This window comes from Streptomyces platensis, from assembly GCF_008704855.1.
Classification (GTDB): Bacteria; Actinomycetota; Actinomycetes; order Streptomycetales; family Streptomycetaceae; genus Streptomyces; species Streptomyces platensis.
In genome coordinates, this window is the sequence record NZ_CP023691.1 from 1278949 (window position 1) to 1294857 (window position 15909).

13 protein-coding genes are annotated in these 15909 nt (G+C 73.0%); 5 read left to right on the plus strand and 8 right to left on the minus strand.

The window, feature by feature from the left end; genetic code table 11:
• Positions 1–16: 16 nt before the first annotated feature.
• On the minus strand, positions 17–1120 hold the full coding sequence (locus CP981_RS05265) for an NAD(P)H-dependent flavin oxidoreductase (RefSeq protein WP_085923965.1): 1104 nt from the start codon (positions 1118–1120) through the stop codon (positions 17–19).
• An 87-nt stretch (positions 1121–1207) separates the two neighbouring features.
• On the minus strand, positions 1208–2794 hold the full coding sequence (locus CP981_RS05270; protein WP_085923966.1) for a phytoene desaturase family protein: 1587 nt from the start codon (positions 2792–2794) through the stop codon (positions 1208–1210).
• A gap of 180 nt (positions 2795–2974) precedes the next feature.
• Here CP981_RS05270 and CP981_RS05275 point away from each other — a divergent pair, with 180 nt between their 5' ends.
• Entirely contained in the window at positions 2975–4282 is a 1308-nt protein-coding gene (locus CP981_RS05275) for a glycoside hydrolase family 27 protein (RefSeq protein WP_085923967.1), read from the plus strand.
• Here CP981_RS05275 and CP981_RS05280 read toward each other — a convergent pair.
• The 6 genes from CP981_RS05280 to CP981_RS05305 all read right to left on the minus strand — a co-directional run bounded on the left by CP981_RS05280 (position 4269) and on the right by CP981_RS05305 (position 11544).
• A complete protein-coding gene (locus tag CP981_RS05280) occupies positions 4269–6434 on the minus strand; it encodes a serine/threonine-protein kinase (RefSeq protein WP_085924064.1) in 2166 nt (721 codons plus the stop codon). The genes CP981_RS05275 and CP981_RS05280 overlap by 14 nt on opposite strands.
• A gap of 34 nt (positions 6435–6468) precedes the next feature.
• The gene (locus CP981_RS05285; RefSeq protein ID WP_085923968.1) at positions 6469–7386 is read right to left on the minus strand and encodes an oxygenase MpaB family protein; all 918 of its coding nucleotides are present in this window, start codon (positions 7384–7386) and stop codon (positions 6469–6471) included.
• Positions 7387–7405: 19 nt separating this feature from the next.
• Positions 7406–8620, minus strand: a complete 1215-nt coding sequence (locus tag CP981_RS05290) for an acyl-CoA dehydrogenase family protein (RefSeq protein ID WP_085923969.1) — start codon at positions 8618–8620, stop codon at positions 7406–7408.
• Positions 8621–8833: 213 nt separating this feature from the next.
• Positions 8834–9253: a hypothetical protein gene (locus CP981_RS05295; protein ID WP_085923970.1), complete on the minus strand. Its 420-nt coding sequence runs from the start codon at positions 9251–9253 to the stop codon at positions 8834–8836.
• A gap of 176 nt (positions 9254–9429) precedes the next feature.
• Entirely contained in the window at positions 9430–10194 is a 765-nt protein-coding gene (locus CP981_RS05300) for a VOC family protein (RefSeq protein WP_085924065.1), read from the minus strand.
• A 201-nt stretch (positions 10195–10395) separates the two neighbouring features.
• The gene (locus CP981_RS05305) at positions 10396–11544 is read right to left on the minus strand and encodes an FAD-dependent oxidoreductase (protein WP_085923971.1); all 1149 of its coding nucleotides are present in this window, start codon (positions 11542–11544) and stop codon (positions 10396–10398) included.
• A gap of 327 nt (positions 11545–11871) precedes the next feature.
• On the opposite strand from CP981_RS05305, the gene CP981_RS05310 reads away from it, so the two are divergent.
• The 4 genes from CP981_RS05310 (at position 11872) to CP981_RS05325 (ending at position 15833) form a co-directional block, all read left to right on the plus strand.
• Positions 11872–12882 (plus strand): FecCD family ABC transporter permease, encoded by a 1011-nt coding sequence (locus CP981_RS05310; protein WP_085923972.1) that lies wholly within the window; start codon positions 11872–11874, stop codon positions 12880–12882.
• Positions 12879–13949, plus strand: a complete 1071-nt coding sequence (locus tag CP981_RS05315; protein WP_085923973.1) for a FecCD family ABC transporter permease — start codon at positions 12879–12881, stop codon at positions 13947–13949. Before CP981_RS05310 ends, CP981_RS05315 begins: the two co-directional genes overlap by 4 nt.
• Positions 13946–14758 (plus strand): ABC transporter ATP-binding protein, encoded by an 813-nt coding sequence (locus CP981_RS05320; RefSeq protein WP_085923974.1) that lies wholly within the window; start codon positions 13946–13948, stop codon positions 14756–14758. Before CP981_RS05315 ends, CP981_RS05320 begins: the two co-directional genes overlap by 4 nt.
• Positions 14759–14822: 64 nt before the next feature.
• Positions 14823–15833 carry an ABC transporter substrate-binding protein gene (locus CP981_RS05325; protein WP_085923975.1) on the plus strand — a complete coding sequence of 337 codons (1011 nt, stop codon included), beginning with the start codon at positions 14823–14825 and terminating at the stop codon, positions 15831–15833.
• The last annotated feature ends 76 nt before the right edge of the window (positions 15834–15909 follow it).

Below are 15909 nucleotides of genomic sequence, written 5' to 3' on the forward strand. Positions count from 1 at the left end.
GCTGTCCTCCTCGGGTTCACGCGCGTCCGGCGATGCGGTTGATCCGGTCGATGGCCCGCTCGAAACCGCGGGTCAGCTCGTCGAAGACGGCCTGTACGCTGCGCTCGCTGTTCATCCGGCCGACGATCTGGCCGACCGGGGTGCCCAGCAGCGGCTCGATCTCGTGCCGCTGGATACGGGAGTTGGCCTCGGCGACCAGCAGGCCCTGGAGCGGCATGGGGAGGGGGCCGGGGCCGCTGGGGTCGTCCCAGGCATCGGTCCACGCGGTGCGCAGCTGGCGGGCGGGTTTGCCGGTCAGGGCGCGGGAGCGGACGGTGTCCCCGGGGCCGGCGGCGAGCAGTTTGGCGGTCAGCCGCCGGGAGTGCAGCTGGGCCTCCTCGGTGGTCAGCCAGAGGGAGCCCAGCCAGACGCCCTGCGCGCCGAGGGCGAGCCCGGCGGCGATCTGCTCCCCGGTGCCGATACCGCCCGCGGCGAGCACCGGCAGCGGGTCGACGGCGGCCACGACCTCCGGGGTGAGCACCATGGTGGCGATCTCGCCGGTGTGCCCGCCCGCCTCGTATCCCTGGGCGACGACGATGTCGATACCGGCGGCCTTGTGGTGCAGGGCGTGCCGGGGGCTGCCGGCCAGCGCGGCGACCAGGACGCCGTGCTCGTGGGCGCGCCGCACGACGTCGGCGGGCGGCGAGCCGAGGGCGTTGGCCAGCAGCTTGATCGGATAGTCGAAGGCCACATCGAGCTGGGTGCGGGCGACCTGCTCCATCCAGCCGGTGATCCGCCAGCCGGACGCCTCGCCCTCCGCGAGCCGCGGTACCTGGTGTTTCTCCAGCAGTTCGGCGACGAAGCGGCGGTGCTCCTCGGGGATCATCGCTTCGACCTCGGCCTCGCTGACGTCCGCCACCTGCTTGGCGGGCATCACCACATCGAGCCCGTACGGCAGCCCGTCGGTGTGCTGCTGCATCCAGTCCAGGTCACGCGCCAGTTCGTCCGGCGCGGTGTAGCGGACCGCCCCGAGCACCCCGAACCCGCCGGCCCGGGTGATCGCCGCGGCGACCGCGGGAAAGGGCGTGAACCCGAAGACGGCGTGCTCGGCTCCCAGCGTGTTGCTCAGCTCCGTCTGCATGGGCGAAGGATGCCGCAGCGGACGGTACGAGGGAAGAGATTTTCTGATGCAGCGTCAGAAACTTCCAGGGGCGGGGCGACTTGGCTCTCAGTGAGCCACTCGGCCCTCCTCCAGCACCGCCATCGCCGCGTTGTGGCCCGGGATGCCGCTCACTCCCCCGCCGCGTGGCGCGCCCGCGCCGCACAGGAGGACGGTGGGACGGCTGGTGGCCACACCCCAGCGGGCCGCGACGGTGTCCCCGGCGGGATCGTCCGCCGGCTCCGCGTACGGGAAGGCCAGGTCCCGGTGGAAGATGTTGCCGCCGGGCAGGCCCAGTTCGCGGTCCAGGTCGAGGGGGGATCTGGCCTCGGTGCAGGGGCGGCCGTCGGCGTCGTGGGCGAGGCAGTCGGCGAGCGGCTCGGCGAGGTGGGTGTCGAGTTCGGCGAGGGTGGCCGCCAGGAGACGGTCGCGGGTGGGGGCTTTCTCGGCGGTGTCGGCGGTGAACAGGCGCGCGGGGGCGTGCAGACCGAACAGGGTGAGCGTCTGGTAGCCCTGCCGGACCAGGTCGGCGCCGAGGATCGAGGGGTCGGTGAGCGAGTGGCAGTAGATCTCGGAGGGCGGGGCGGCGGGCAGAGCGCCGGACGCGGCCTGCTGGTAGGCGTCCTCCAGCTGGCGGTACCCCTCGGCGATGTGGAAGGTGCCGGAGAAGGCCTCCCGTGGGTCCACCCGGGTGTCCCGTAGCCGCGGCAGCCGGGTGAGCAGCATATTGACCTTGAGCTGGGCGCCCTCGGCGGGTGGCGGCGGCTCCTCGCCCAGGAGGCGGGCCAGCTCCCGCGGGGCGGCGTTGACCAGGACCCGGCGGGCGCCGACGGTGCCCCGGTCGCAGGTCACCTCCGCGGTCCGGCCGTCGGTCGCGATGCCGGTCACCTCGCAGCCGGTGACGATCTCCGCCCCGGCCCCGCGGGCGGCGTCCGCCAGCGCGTCGGTGAGGGCGCCCATCCCGCCGATGGGCACGTCCCAGTCACCGGTGCCGCCACCGATGACGTGGTAGAGGAAGCAGCGGTTCTGGCGCAGCGACGGGTCGTGCGCGGTGGCGAAGGTGCCGATCAGCGCGTCGGTGAGCACCACCCCGCGGACCAGGTCATCGGTGAAGGTCTCCTCGACCAGCTCGCCCAGGGGGCGTTCGAACAGCGCGTGCCAGAGGGCGTCGTCGTCGATACGGGCGCGCAGTGCGTCGCGGGAGGGAAGCGGTTCGGTCAGGGTCGGGAAGACCCGTTCGGCCAGCCGCCGGGTGCGGCCGTAGAAGTCCTGCCAGGCGGTGAACTCGCGGTCGGATCCGGTGAGTTCGGCGAACGCGGTACGGGTCCGGGCGTCCCCGCCGCCGACCAGGAGCCCGGTGGGGCGGCCGTCGCGTACGGCGGGGGTGTAGGAGGAGACGGTGCGTTTGCGGACCGCGAACCGCAGCCCGAGGTCCTGCACGATCTTCGGCGGCAGCAGGCTGACGAGGTAGGAGTAGCGGGACAGCCGGGCGTCGGTCCCGGCGAACGCCCGGGTCGACACGGCCGCACCACCCGTGTGGTCCAGCCGCTCCAGCACCAGCACGCTGCGCCCGGCGCGTGCGAGATAGGCGGCGGCCACCAGTCCGTTGTGCCCGCCACCGACGATGACCGCGTCATACGAAGTCCGTTCCGGCATGCCCCTTGGTAGCACGCGGTGATCCGGGTCGCCAGGTGCAGGCGGCTGAAACCTGCACCCGGGTCGGTGCGGCTTCTTGACCGGGCGGGGGCCTGCTCCTAGCGTCCCGGCCGTGCTCCGCCCCGGCACCGCTCCCGCCGTCCGCTCCGCGGGCCGTACCGCCCCTCCGTGAGGTGACCCGTGTCCCGTCCGCCGGTACCCCGCATCGGCCGCTCGCTAGCCGGACTGACCGCCGTCGCCGCCTGCTCCGCCGGGCTGCTCGCGGCCCCCGCACCGGCCGCCGCCGCCCCCGACCCGGCCCGCGCCCCCGGCGCCTCGCGCGCCTCGGGGACGTATCCGAATCTGGCCCCGCGCCCCCCGATGGGCTGGAACAACTGGTCCTACTACATGTGCGACCTCGACGAGAAGGTCGTCCTTGACAACGCGCGGGCACTGGTCCGTACGGGACTGGCCCGGAAGGGCTACCGCACCGTCACCCTCGACGACTGCTGGATGAGCCGACAGCGCGACGCCAGGGGCCGGCTGGTGGCGGACCCGGTGAAGTTCCCGCACGGGATGGCGCACCTCGGGAAGCAGCTGCACGAGATGGGGCTGAAGTTCGGGATCTATACCGACGTCGGCACGCTGACCTGCGAGAAGTTCCCGGGCAGCCTGGGGCACTTCCAGCAGGACGCCGAGCAGTTCGCGCGCTGGAAGGTGGACTACGTCAAGGCGGACGGCTGCAATGTGCCGGTCACGCCGGGGCGCGGCAAGGAGGCGACCTTCCGGGATCTGTACGGGCAGCTGAGCCGTGCGCTCCGCGACACCGGCCGCCCGATGACGTTCTCCGTGTCGGCGCCGGCCTATTTCCAGTTCGACGGGGACAGCGTCTGGCACCGGGTCATCCAATGGTCGTCCGACGTCGGCAATCTGTGGCGGGGCGGCCGGGACATCGCCCTCCAGAAGAGCACTCCGGCCGCGAAGTGGGCCTCCATCGTCTACAACTTCCGCTACAACTCCCGTCTGGCGGCCTTCCAGCGGCCCGGACGCTGGAACGATCCGGACTTTCTGCTGGCCGGGGCGGCGGGCCTGAACCGGCAGGAGATGCAGAGCCAGCTGTCGCTGTGGGCGATGATGGCCGCACCCCTGATCTCCAGTACGGATCTGGCCGATCTGCCCGCGGCGGCGCGGAAGGTGCTCGGGAACGAGCGGATCATCGCCGTCGACCAGGACGCGCTCGGTGTCCAGGGGCGCGTCGTCGCGCAGGACGACGACTCCGCGGTGCTGTCGAAGCCGCTGAAGAACGGCGACCGGGCGATCGCCCTGTTCAACTCCGGCAGCACACCGCGCACCCTGTCCGTCACGGCCCGCGCGGCCGGGCTGCCGGAGGCCGGCTCCTACCGGCTGCACGATCTGGTCACCGGCCGCCGTACGCACGGCGGGAAGGACATCGTGGCGCGGGAGGTGCCGCCGCACGGCACCGTGCTCTACCGGGTCACCCCGAACTGACCCGGGGGCCGGCGGACCAGGTGCCGTCCCGCTTCCGGGCGCGGCGGACGGCGCGTTCCTGGTGCAGCGCCGCGACCCGGCGCCGGCGCGCGGCCGCCTCGTCCCGGCGGCCCAGTTGCTCCAGGCACTGGGCCAGGTCGCCCTGGCTGGCCAGCGCGTCGAAATGGGCGGCGCCCAGCACCCGTTCGCGGGCGTCGGCGACCTGGCGGTAGACGTCCAGCGCCTCGCTCCAGCGGCCGAGCCAGCCGAGCGCCACCGCGGTCTCCCGGCGGCTGACCAGGGTGTCGGGGTGCTCGGGGCCGAGCACCCGGGCCCGGGCCGCGGCCACCTCACGGGCCTCCACCAGCGCCTCCTGCCAGCGGTTCTGCCGCCCGAGGCTGACCCCGAGACCGTGCCGGGCGCGCAGCGTCTCCGGGTCGTCGGCGCCCTGGGCGCGGGTACGGTCCACGACCAGGTCGCGGTAGAGCGCCAGGGCCTCCGCGCCGCGGCCGAGCCGGCCCAGGCCGATGCCGACCTCGTAGCGGGCGGTGAGGGTGTCCTCGTGGTCGGGTCCGAGCGTGGCGGCGCGCGCCGCCGCGATCTCCTGGTAGGTGTGCAGCGCTTCGGTCCACATACCCAACTTGCCCAGGACATGGGCGAGTTCGCAGTAGGTGGCGAGGGTGTCGGGGTGCTGGGCGCCGAGCACCCGGACGCGGGCCGCGGCCACCTCCTGGGCCATGGCCCGGCAGTCCTCCAGCCGTCCCAGCCGGCCGAGGTTGCGGGCGACATGGTGGCGGCAGCTCAGCGCGTCGGGATGGTCCGGGCCCAGCGCCCGTTCGCGGCCCGCCAGCACCTCGGCGTAGATCTGGTGCGCCTCGAAGTGCCGGCCGAGACGGCCCAGCGCATGGCCGGCTTCCAGGCGGCTGGTGAGGGTGTCGGGGTGGTCGGGGCCGAGGAGCCGCTCACGGGCCGCGGCGAGCGCGCGGTGCGCCTCACCGGCCTCCTCCCAGCGGCCCAGCCGGCCGAGGTCCAGCGCGGCGGTGTGCCGTCCGGCGAGCTCGGCGAGGGCGGCGCGGCGGTCGTCCGGCGGCGCGGGGCTGGCGATGACGGCGGCCGGGGACGCGCCGCTGTCCTGCGGGGCGATGCCGCCGGTCCAGCTGCCGGTGAGGACCGTGGCGGTGCCGTCGACGGGATACCGCTGCGGCCCCCGGGTGGCATTTACCGGGGAGCCGAACGTCCTCCCCTGGGTCCAGAAAGGCAGCGGCGGGACGGGAACCGTCACGTCCGCGAAACCGGCGGCGACGGTGGCCCGGACGGGGTGCGGGTGGCGGGCGTCGGTGAGGCGTTTGCCCAGCTCGTCGGCGTCCCGGGGCCGGTCGTCGGGGTCCTTGGCGAGGAGTTCGAGCACGATCCGCTCGTAGGCCTCGGGCAGGTCGGGGCGGAGCGTACGGGGCGGCTGCGGCGCCTGGTCGCGGTGCCCGACGAGCACCGCCCAGGCGTCCCCCAGGTCGAACGGCGGCACACCGGTGGCGATCTCGTAGAGCACACAGCCCAGCGAGTAGAGATCGCTGCGGTGGTCGACGCCGTGCCCGCCGATCTGTTCGGGCGACATGTAGTGCGGGCTGCCCATGGCGACACCGGTGCCGGTGAGGCGGGCGGTGAAGCCGATGTCATGGCCGAGCCGGGCGATGCCGAAGTCGCAGATCTTGACCGTGCCGTCGGCGGTCCGGACGATGTTCGCCGGTTTCAGATCGCGGTGCACGATCGCCTGTTCATGGGTGTAGGCCAGCGCGGCGGTGACCTGTTCGGCGATCTCGATGACGTCCGGTACGGGCAGCGGCTGGCGGCGGTTGTCGTCCAGCAGCTGGCTGAGGTTCCGGCCGCTGAGCAGCTCCATCACGATGAAGAGGGTGCCGTCGTCCTCACCGAAGTCATGGACGACGGTGACCCCGCGGTGCTGGAGCGCGGCCGCGACCCGGGCCTCACGGCGGAAACGTTCGCGCAGAACCTGGAGGAACGAGGGTTCGTGCCGCGGCCCCAGCGGCTTGAGGCATTTGACCGCGACCTGCCGGCCCAGCGACTCGTCGAGGGCCCGCCACACCTCCCCCATCCCGCCGCGCCCGATGGTGTCGAGCAGCCGGTACCGCCGTTGAATCAGTCTGTTCTCCGCCACCATGATTTGCCGCCCCCGTCCCCGTTTCCCCCGGTCAGCCGCGCAGCTCCCCCTGCGCGCCCTCCTGCCCGTCCAGTATGGCGGCGGATCGGCGGAGCTTGTAGGGCGCTGGGCGGCTGTCCGGGCCGAGTCGCGCGACGGCGCGCAGGATGTGCCGGGGCGGGAGCTGCCAGCGGACCGTGGGCGGAATGGCGCGAAGGAGGCGGCCGGTGGCGCGCAGCCGGCGGCTGACGGCGGCCGGGCGCACGGGACGCCCGTAGATCTCGTGCGCGTACGCCGGGAGTGCGCCGTAGGCGAGCTGTGCCACCTGCCGCCAGACCAGCGCGCGGGCCGGGACGAGCGCGGGCGGGGTCGGTGGCCGGCGCAGGAAGCCGTCCACCTCGCGGGCCTCGGGGGTCAGCGCCAACTCGGGCCGTACGCGGGCGAAGTAGGCGGCGAGCGCGGCCCGGCTGCCGGGCACCCCGGCCGGGTCGAGGCCGACGAGCCGGGCGCTCGCGCGCTGCTCGCGGAGGTAGGCGTCGGCCTGGGCATCGCCGACGGGGTATCCGGAGCGGCGCAGTACCTCCAGGTAGGAGTCCACCTCGGCGCAGTGCACCCACAGCAGCAGGTCCGGTTCGTCGACGCCATAGCGCTCACCGGTGTCCGGATCGGTGGCCGACAGCCGGCGGTGGATGCCACGGACCGCGGCGCCGGCCTGTTCGGCGGCGTCGGTGGTGCCGTAGGTGAGGGTGCCGACGAAGTCCGCGGTCCGCATCAGCCGCCCCCAGGCGTCCCGTCTCCCCTGCCCGCTCATCCGGAACGCGGCGGAGTTCTGGAACACCCCGCGCACCGCCCGGGGGTGCAGCGCCTGGAGGTACAGCGCCCGGACGCCCGCGATCCACATCATCGGATCCGCATGCAGCTGCCAGGTCACGGAACGGGGCCCGAAGAGCCCCGGGTCGTCTGTGCGCACCACGCCTCCTGCTGCCGGTTCAGCGCCGTACCCGCGGCATTCCCAGGCCGATCCACGAGATGATCTCGCGCTGGATCTCATTGTTGCCGCCGCCGAAGGTGAAGATGACGGCGGAGCGGTAGCCGCGTTCGAGTTCGCCGTGCAGGACGGCGCCGGCCGAGCGCTCCTTGAGCGGGCCCGCGGCGGCGACGACCTCCATCAGCCAGGCGTAGGCGTCCCGTCTGGCCTCGGAGCCGTAGACCTTGACCGCGGAGGCGTCCTGCGGGGTGAGCGTGCCGTGCTGGAGGGCGTCGACCATCTGCCAGTTGAGCAGCTTCATGGCATCCAGTCTGGTGTGGGTACGGGCCAGCCGGCCGCGTACCCAGCCCAGGTCGATGACCCGGCGGCCGTCGGAGAGCTTGGTGTCGGCGGCCCAGCGCTGGACGTTGTGCAGGGCGCGGATGGCCATGGTGCCGTGGGCGGCGAGGGTGACCCGTTCGTGGTTGAGCTGGTTGGTGATGATCCGCCAGCCCTTGTTCTCCTGGCCGACGCGGCGGGAGGCCGGGACGGTGATGTTCTCGTAGTAGCTGGCGGTGGTGTCGTGTGAGGCGAGGGTGTTGATCAGAGTGCAGGAGTAGCCGGGGTCGCTGGTGGGGACGAGGAGCATGGTGATGCCCTTGTGGGGCGGGGCGGCCGGATCGGTGCGCACCGCGAGCCACACCCACTCCGCGGTGTCCCCGTTGGTCGTCCAGATCTTCTGCCCGTTGACGACGTAGTGGCCGGTCTCCTCGTCGCCCTCCCGCACGGCGCGGGTCTTGAGGGCGGCGAGGTCGGTGCCGGCGTCCGGTTCGCTGTAGCCGATGGCGAAGTCGATCTCACCGGAGAGGATCCTGGGCAGGAAGTAGGCCTTCTGCTCGTCGGTGCCGAACTGCATGATCGTCGGGCCGACGGTGTTCAGCGCCATCAGCGGCAGCGGCACCCCCGCCTGGGCGGCCTCGTCGAAGAAGATGAATTGTTCCATCGGGGAGAGGCCGCGGCCGCCGAACTCCTTGGGCCAGCCGACGCCGAGCCAGCCGTCGGCGCCCAGCCGGCGCACCGTCTCGCGGTAGAAGCGCTTCTGGGCGGCGGGGTCGGCGAGATCACCTCTGGTGCCCCCGGGGTCCCGGCCGTAGGTGTTGTCCGGCACCAGCGCGGCGAAGTACGTGCGCAGTTCGGCGCGCAACTGCTGCTGCTCGGGGGTGTATTCGAGGTGCACGGCCCCTCCAGTTCGTCCGGTCCGGTCGTCCGGTGCGAGGGGCCCGCGAAGCTGACGGGCCGTCGGCTGCCGGATCGAGGGCACAGTAGAACTTGTTCCAGTAATACGGAAGGGCGCGGAGTGGGCGGGCGGCGGGCCGTGCCACTGCCGCACACACACGAAGGCCCGGTCCGGTACCGCTGTGGCACCGGACCGGGCCTCCCCGGGACTCCATCAGCCCACGAGGTGCTTCGCCGTGTGCTTCGGCTGCACCCGGGTGCGGTGGACGTCCTTGCAGTACTTGACGCGGCCGCTGTTGGTCACGTACTTCGCCGAGACCCAGGTCGCCCGCTCCTCGCGGGTCAGGTACCAGACGGAGTTGCCGCCCACGCTCTGGGTACGCACCTTGCACACCAGGCCGACGTGCGCGCGGTGGCGGAGGTAGCCCCGTACCGACGAGTCCGTGCTGGGGTACTGACGCTCGCTCAGGCCCGCCTTGGCGGTGACCACGCCGAAGGGCTTCGGGGGGCCGGGCGTCGCCTGCGCCGGGGCCGCGGCGAACAGCGTCGCGCCGAGGGCGACGGCGGTGGCCAGTGCGCCCGTGCCGGCGGCGAGCTGCCTGCCTCGGGCCGCGAGGATGTCGGTCGTGGACATAGGGGGTCTCCTGTTCTTGACGCGCGATGCCACCCGCTGGTGGGAAGTGGACATTACGCGCAAACCACCTGGGGAATGTGGTGCAACGACGAACAGGCCGCCGATCGTGTGACAGCGCGGGTGCGCCCGGCTCACGGGCCGTCGCCGCCCGGCGCGCGCACCGGGGAGACCGGGCGTCAGCCCTCGGTACCGACGCGGTGAATGCCGAACGAGGCCCCCTGCGGATCCCGGATCACCGCGACCTTCGGCCCGTGCGGGACCTCTGTCGGGGGCACCAGCAGCATCCCGCCGGACTCGGCGGCCCGGGCGGCCGTCCCGTCGACGTCGGCCACCGCGAAGTACGGGAGCCAGTGCGCCCTGATGTCCTCCGGGTAGAACTCGTCCAGCGCGCTCAGGCCACCGAAGTCGGCGCCGTCGACGCCCCACTGCGGATAGTCCTCGTGGGTACCCACGGTCCAGCCGAAGACCGTCGTGTAGAACGCCTTGGCGGCCTCGGGGTCCCGCGTGGCCAGCTCGACCCAGCCGAGGGAGCCCGGCGCGTTGAACACCGCGGCGCCGGCGAACGAACGGGCCTGCCACACCGAGAAGACGGCACCCTCCGGGTCGGCCAGTACGGCGAAGCGGCCCGCGTCGAAGACATCCATCGGCCCGGTCAGCAGCCGACCGCCCGCCCCGGTGACCGCCGCGGACACCGCATCGGCGTCCCGGACCGCGAACGAGACGGTCCAGGCGGTCGGCTGGCCGGGGGCGTAGAGCGGGGTCAGTGCGGCGACGGGGTCCTCCCCCAGATGCAGCGTGGTGTAGCCGCCCGCCTCCTGGCGCGGATCGGTCTCGGCGCACCAGCCGAAGACCTGGCGGTAGTACACCTTGGCGGCAGCCACGTCCGAGGTCCCCAGCTCCACCCAGCAGGGCGCGCCGGGCGTGGGCTCAGTCATCTTCACGGTGTGTTCCGTCCCTCCGCGCCGGGCGATGGCCGGGCGGTGCCGCACTCATGCCCGTTCGCCGCGGATCCGGTCTCCGTACGCTGCCGATCGTCCGATGGGCACGGCGGGGCCGCAACCGGAGGGCGGCCGCGGTGTGCGGCCGGGGGCGACAGTCCGGCCGCCGTCACGGTGCGCGGTCAGGGGGCAGTCCGGCCGCTGTCACCGTTCGCGGTCGTTACACAGAAAGCGCAGCGCGCTCTCCGGGGCGTCGGGGGCGAAGGCCTCGGACAGGGCGCGGGCGGCGTGGTCGGCGGCCTGTGCGGCGCGGGGCAGCAGGGCGGATTCGTAGGCGCGTACCGCCGCGTCCGGGTCGCCGCCCTCGGCCAGCGCCTGGGCGAGTTCGCAGCCGTCGAGCATGGCGAGGCCGGCGCCCCCGCCGGCGAACGGCGTCATCAGATGCGCGGCGTCGCCGAGCAGGGTCAGGCCCGGGGTGTGGGTCCAGGTGTGCGGCACCGGCAGCGCGAACAGCGGCCGGTTGACGAACCCGCCGTCGCTGTCCCGCAGCAGCGCCAGCAGCCGGTCGTCCCACCCGGCGAACCCGTCGAGCAGTACGGCGCGCACGGCCTCGGTGTCCGCCATCCGCACACCGGCCGCCGACGCCCAGTCCTGGGAGCCGCGGAACCCGGCGTACACCAGGAGGCGGCCCCGGCCGTGCCGCCGGGCGAGCAGCCCCTTGCCGGCGGACAGCGCCAGCAGGCCGCCGTCGCCCACGAGACGGGCGAGGTCCGGGTGGCGGCCGTCGGCATCCTCGATCCCGGTCTCGACGAAGGTGACACCGGAGTAGTGCGGGGTGTCCTCGGAGAGCATCGGCCGCACCCGGGACCAGGCTCCGTCGGCACCGATGACCAGGTCGAAGGTCTCGGTGTGGCCGTCGTCGAACTCGGCCCGGTGGCGGCCGTCTCCGAGCGGGTGCAGGGTGCGCAGATAGCTGCCCCAGTGCACGGTTCCGGCGGTGAGGGAGGCCAGCAGCAGACGGCGCAGTGCGGCCCGGTCGACCTCGGTGCGGTCGGGACCGCCGGGGGCGGGGGCGTCCTGGAGGAGCACGGTCGCGGTGTGGTCGAGCAGCCGCAGTTCCTGCCCGGCGGGGCGGGCGATGGCGGTGAACTCCTCGTACAGTCCGGCCGCCCGCAGTGCGGTCCGAGCAGTGGTCATCCGCAGTTCCAGAGCGCTGCCTTGCGGGTCGGCGGCGGCCGGCGCCTCATGGGCGAAGACCGTGACGGGTACGCCGCTCCGCTGGAGCACCCGGGCACAGGTCAGTCCGCCGGGTCCGGCACCGATGATCGCGATGCGCGGAGTGGTGGAGTGCATGGCGCTCCTCGGCCGGGTGCGGAACCACAAGATCCACCCACCAGAGAAACACGGTGCCTGCGCACCTGCAATGGAGGCACTGGCGGGGCGACATCAACCCCACGGGCCGCATCGGCTCTTGACGCGCCCTCATCGGGGAAGGGTGGGCGGAGGCAGGGAGGGGTAGGTCACCCCAGGTCGGGGCGCTGATCGCCGCAGCGGGGAGGTCGACTGCCCGACAAAAGGGATAGTTGACCGTTTACCGAACACGCGCTTGCAGTATTAGGTATGCCTAACCTAATGTAACGACGCGTGTCGACGACCAAACCTCCTGCCACCGCACCCCCTGTGCCCGATCCGCGTCCCGCCGCGCACGTCCTGCGGCGCGTCCCGCTGTTCGTGGCCGGGCTCGGCGCACTGGCGGTCTGCGCCGCCCTCAGCCTTGCCCTCGGCGCCCGATCCGTACCGCTGTCCACCGTATGGGAGGCGCTGACCGGCGCCGCCCACGGGCCGGACGCCCTGGTGGTGACGGGGCTTCGGGTACCGCGGACCGTGGTGGCGCTCGCGGTCGGCGCCGCGCTCGGGGTCGCCGGAGCGGTCGTGCAGGGCATCACCCGCAATCCGCTCGCCTCCCCGACCACGCTCGGCATCAACGCGGGCGCGGGCTTCGCGGTGGTCACTTCGATCTACGCACTCCATCTGACCCGGCCCGTGCAGTACGTCTGGTTCGCCTTCGCGGGCGCCGCGGCCGCCGCGCTGTTCGCCCAGGCGCTGGCCCGGCGGGCCGGTGACCTCGACCCGGTGCGCCTCGCGCTGGGCGGCACCGTGCTGCAACTCGTCCTGCTGTCCTGGACGTCGACGGTCATGCTGGCCAGCAAGCGGTCGCTGGACGAGGCCCGGTTCTGGCTGGCCGGTTCGCTGGCCGAGCGCCCGCTGTCGGTGCTCTACCCGGTGCTGCCGACCCTGGTGATCGGCCTGGTCGTCGCGCTGGCCCTGACCCCCGCCCTCAACGCCCTGGCGCTGGGCGACGATTCGGCGCAGGCGCTGGGCGTGCCGGTGTCCCGGATCCGCACCGTCGGCGGTCTGGCCGTCGTGCTGCTCGCCGGGTCCGCGGTGGCCGTGGCCGGTCCGCTGGCCTTCATCGGGCTGGCCGCACCGCATCTGGTCCGCCAGCTGCTGCGTACCTCCGACCACCGGGTGCTGGTGCCCGGCTGTCTGATCGCCGGACCGCTGCTGCTGCTCAGCGCCGACATCCTCGGACGGCTCGTCATCCGGCCGTCCGAGCTACAGGTCGGCATCATCAGCGCGTTCCTCGGCGCGCCGCTGCTGGCGCTGCTGGCCCGGAAGGTGGCCCGATGAACGACGTCGTACGGAGCGCGAAGCCGCTCGGCTCCCCCACGCCGGCCCCGGCCACCGGGCGCCGGGCCGGACGCGGCCGGATTCCGCTGGTCGGGCTCGCCGGTCTGGTGGTGCTCTGCGCACTGGTGACGGTGTCCGTGGCCAACGGGGAGATGCCGCTGCCGCCCGTCGAGGCGGTCAAGGGGCTGTTCGGTGCCGGTGAGCCGGGCACGGTGCTGGTGGTCCAGGAGTTCCGGGCGCCGCGGATGGTCGCGGCGATCGTCGCGGGCGCGGGCCTGGCCGTGGGCGGTGCGCTGTTGCAGCGGTTGTTCCGCAATCCGCTCGCCTCCCCCGATGTGATGGGGGTGACCGGCGGCGCCTCGTTCGGCGCGGTGGCGATGCTGGCCGCCGGGGCCTCGCAGGCGATGATGCCGCTGGCCGCGCTCGGCGGCGGGCTGCTGGCCGCGGTGCTGCTGGGGGTCTTCGGCTGGCGCTCCGGCACCAGCGTGACCCGTCTGGTGCTGGTCGGGCTCGCCGTACAGGCCGGGCTGTCGGCGGCGGTGAGCTTCATGGTCGTCAGCTTCCCCACCGAGCTGGCCGGTTCGGCGCTTCAGTGGACCACGGGTTCGGTGTACGGGCGGACCTGGACCGAGGTGTGGTCCGCGGGCGGAGCGGTGGCCGTGGGCCTCGCCCTCGCCTTCGTCCTGCACCGCCGGCTCGCCGTCCTCGACCTGGGCGACGACTCGGCCGGCACGCTGGGCCTCAACACCCACACCGCCCGGCTCCAGATCCTGGTCATCGCCATCGTGCTGGCCTCGCTGGCCGCCGCGCTGACCGGACCGGTCGCCTTCGTGGCGCTGGCCGTCCCGCACATGGTGCGGTTCCTCGCCGGGCCGCCGACCGCCGGGACGCTGGCGCTGTCCGCCCTCGCCGGTGCCGTACTGCTGCTCGCCTCCGATCTGGTGGCGCAGTATCTGCTGCCCGTCAGCGGTCTGCCGGTCGGAGTGGTCACCGCCACTCTGGGCGCGCCCTGGCTGCTGGTGCTGATGATCCGTCAGAGCAGTTCCGTGAACAGGAGTGTCCGATGACCGCCAACCAGCTCTCCACCCACGGACTCGACCTGCGCTACGGCGACCGGCTGATCGTCGGCGGCCTCGACCTGGTGCTGCCCGGCGGCGCCGTCACCGCCGTCGTCGGCCCCAACGCCTGTGGAAAGTCGACCCTGTTGCGCGGGCTGACCCGGCTGCTGGCGCCGGCCGCCGGCACCGTCGCGCTGGACGGCGCCGATATCCACCGGATGCCGGCCCGTGCACTGGCGCTGCGGATGGGGCTGCTGCCGCAGCAGCCGGTCACCCCCGACGCGATCACCGTCGAGGCGCTGGTCCGGCTCGGCCGCTACCCGCACCAGCGGCTGCTGAGCCCCTGGTCGGCGGCGGACCAGCAGGCGGTGGAGGAGGCGCTGCGGCGCACCGGCACCGAGGAACTGCGCCACCAGCCCGTCGACCAGCTGTCCGGCGGTCAGCGGCAGCGCGCCTGGATCGCGCTCGCGCTGGCCCAGGACACCGATCTGCTGCTGCTCGACGAGCCCACCACCTTCCTGGACCTGCGGCATCAGCTCGATGTCCTCGACCTGGTCGCCGCGCTGCACTCCGAGGCGGGCCGCACCGTGGTGATGGTGCTGCACGACCTCGGACAGGCCGCCCGCTACGCGGATCATCTCGTGGTCCTCAAGGACGGGCAGCTGGCGGCGGCCGGCGCCCCGGCGGACGTACTCGACGCGGAGCTGGTCAAGTCCGTGTTCGACGTGGACTGCCGGGTGATCCCCGACCCCGAGACCGGCACCCCGCTGGTCGTCCCCAAGGGCAGCGCGAAACGGCACACCGCCGTCTCCGCCTGACCCGAACCCGCTCTCCCCCACGAGCACTTCCCTTTCCGCTCCCCCTGAAGGAAGTCGAACCCTCATGCTCATGAGATCTGCTGTTGCCGGCCGCCGGCTGCCGGCCGCCCTGCTCGCCGCCACCGTGGGCGCCGCGACCCTGACCGCATGCGGCGGCGGCGCGTCCTCGGACGGCGACGACGCGGCGAAGGGCGGCGCCGGCTTCCCGCGCACGGTCAAGAGCGTCATCGGCGGCTCGGTGAAGATCCCGGCCAAGCCCAAGCGCGTGGTCGTCCTGGACACCGGTGAGCTGGACGATGTCGCCACCCTCGGCATCAAGCCCGTGGGCGCGGTCTCCCCGCACATGAAGACCGAGGGCGGCTTCCCCACGTACCTCAAGGACGAGATCGGCGGCGTCAAGGACGTCGGCCCGCTGCTGGAGCCGAACCTTGAGAAGATCGCGATGCTGAAGCCCGATCTGATCCTGTCCTCCAAGGTCCGGCACGAGAAGATCTACGACAAGCTCAAGGCCATCGCGCCGACGGTCTTCACCGAGACCACCGGCGGCCCCTGGAAGGCCAATCTGAAGGTCCACGCCAAGGCCCTGGGTCTGGAGAAGGAGGCCGACCAGAAGCTGAAGGCCTACGAGAACCGGGCCAAGGCGCTGGGCGAGGCCATCAAGAAGAAGAACCACGGCAAGATGCCGTCGGCCTCCGTGGTCCGCTTCGTGGCCGGCCCGACCCGCCTCTACCAGAAGTCCTCCTACAGCGGCGTGGTCCTCAACGACATCGGCCTGGCCCGGCCGAAGTCCCAGAGCTCCACCGACCCGGTCAAGACGATGCTGGACGTCAGCCCGGAGCAGATCGACAAGGCCGACGCCGACCTGGTGTTCGTGACCGTCGCGGACGACCCGGACAAGACCCAGCAGAAGGACGTCACGTCCAACCCGGTCTGGAAGGACCTCAAGGCCGTCAAGGACCACAAGGTCTTCAACGTGCCGGACGAGACCTGGATGTCCGGTATCGGCATCCAGGCCGCCGAGCACATGCTCGCCGATGTGGCGAAGGCCGCCGGCGTGGCGCTGCCCAAGGGCTGAGCCGGCCGTCCACCCGGGGGTGGGCCGCCGTCCCCCGGCCCGCCCCCGCCCTGATGTCCCGCACCACCTCGACCCC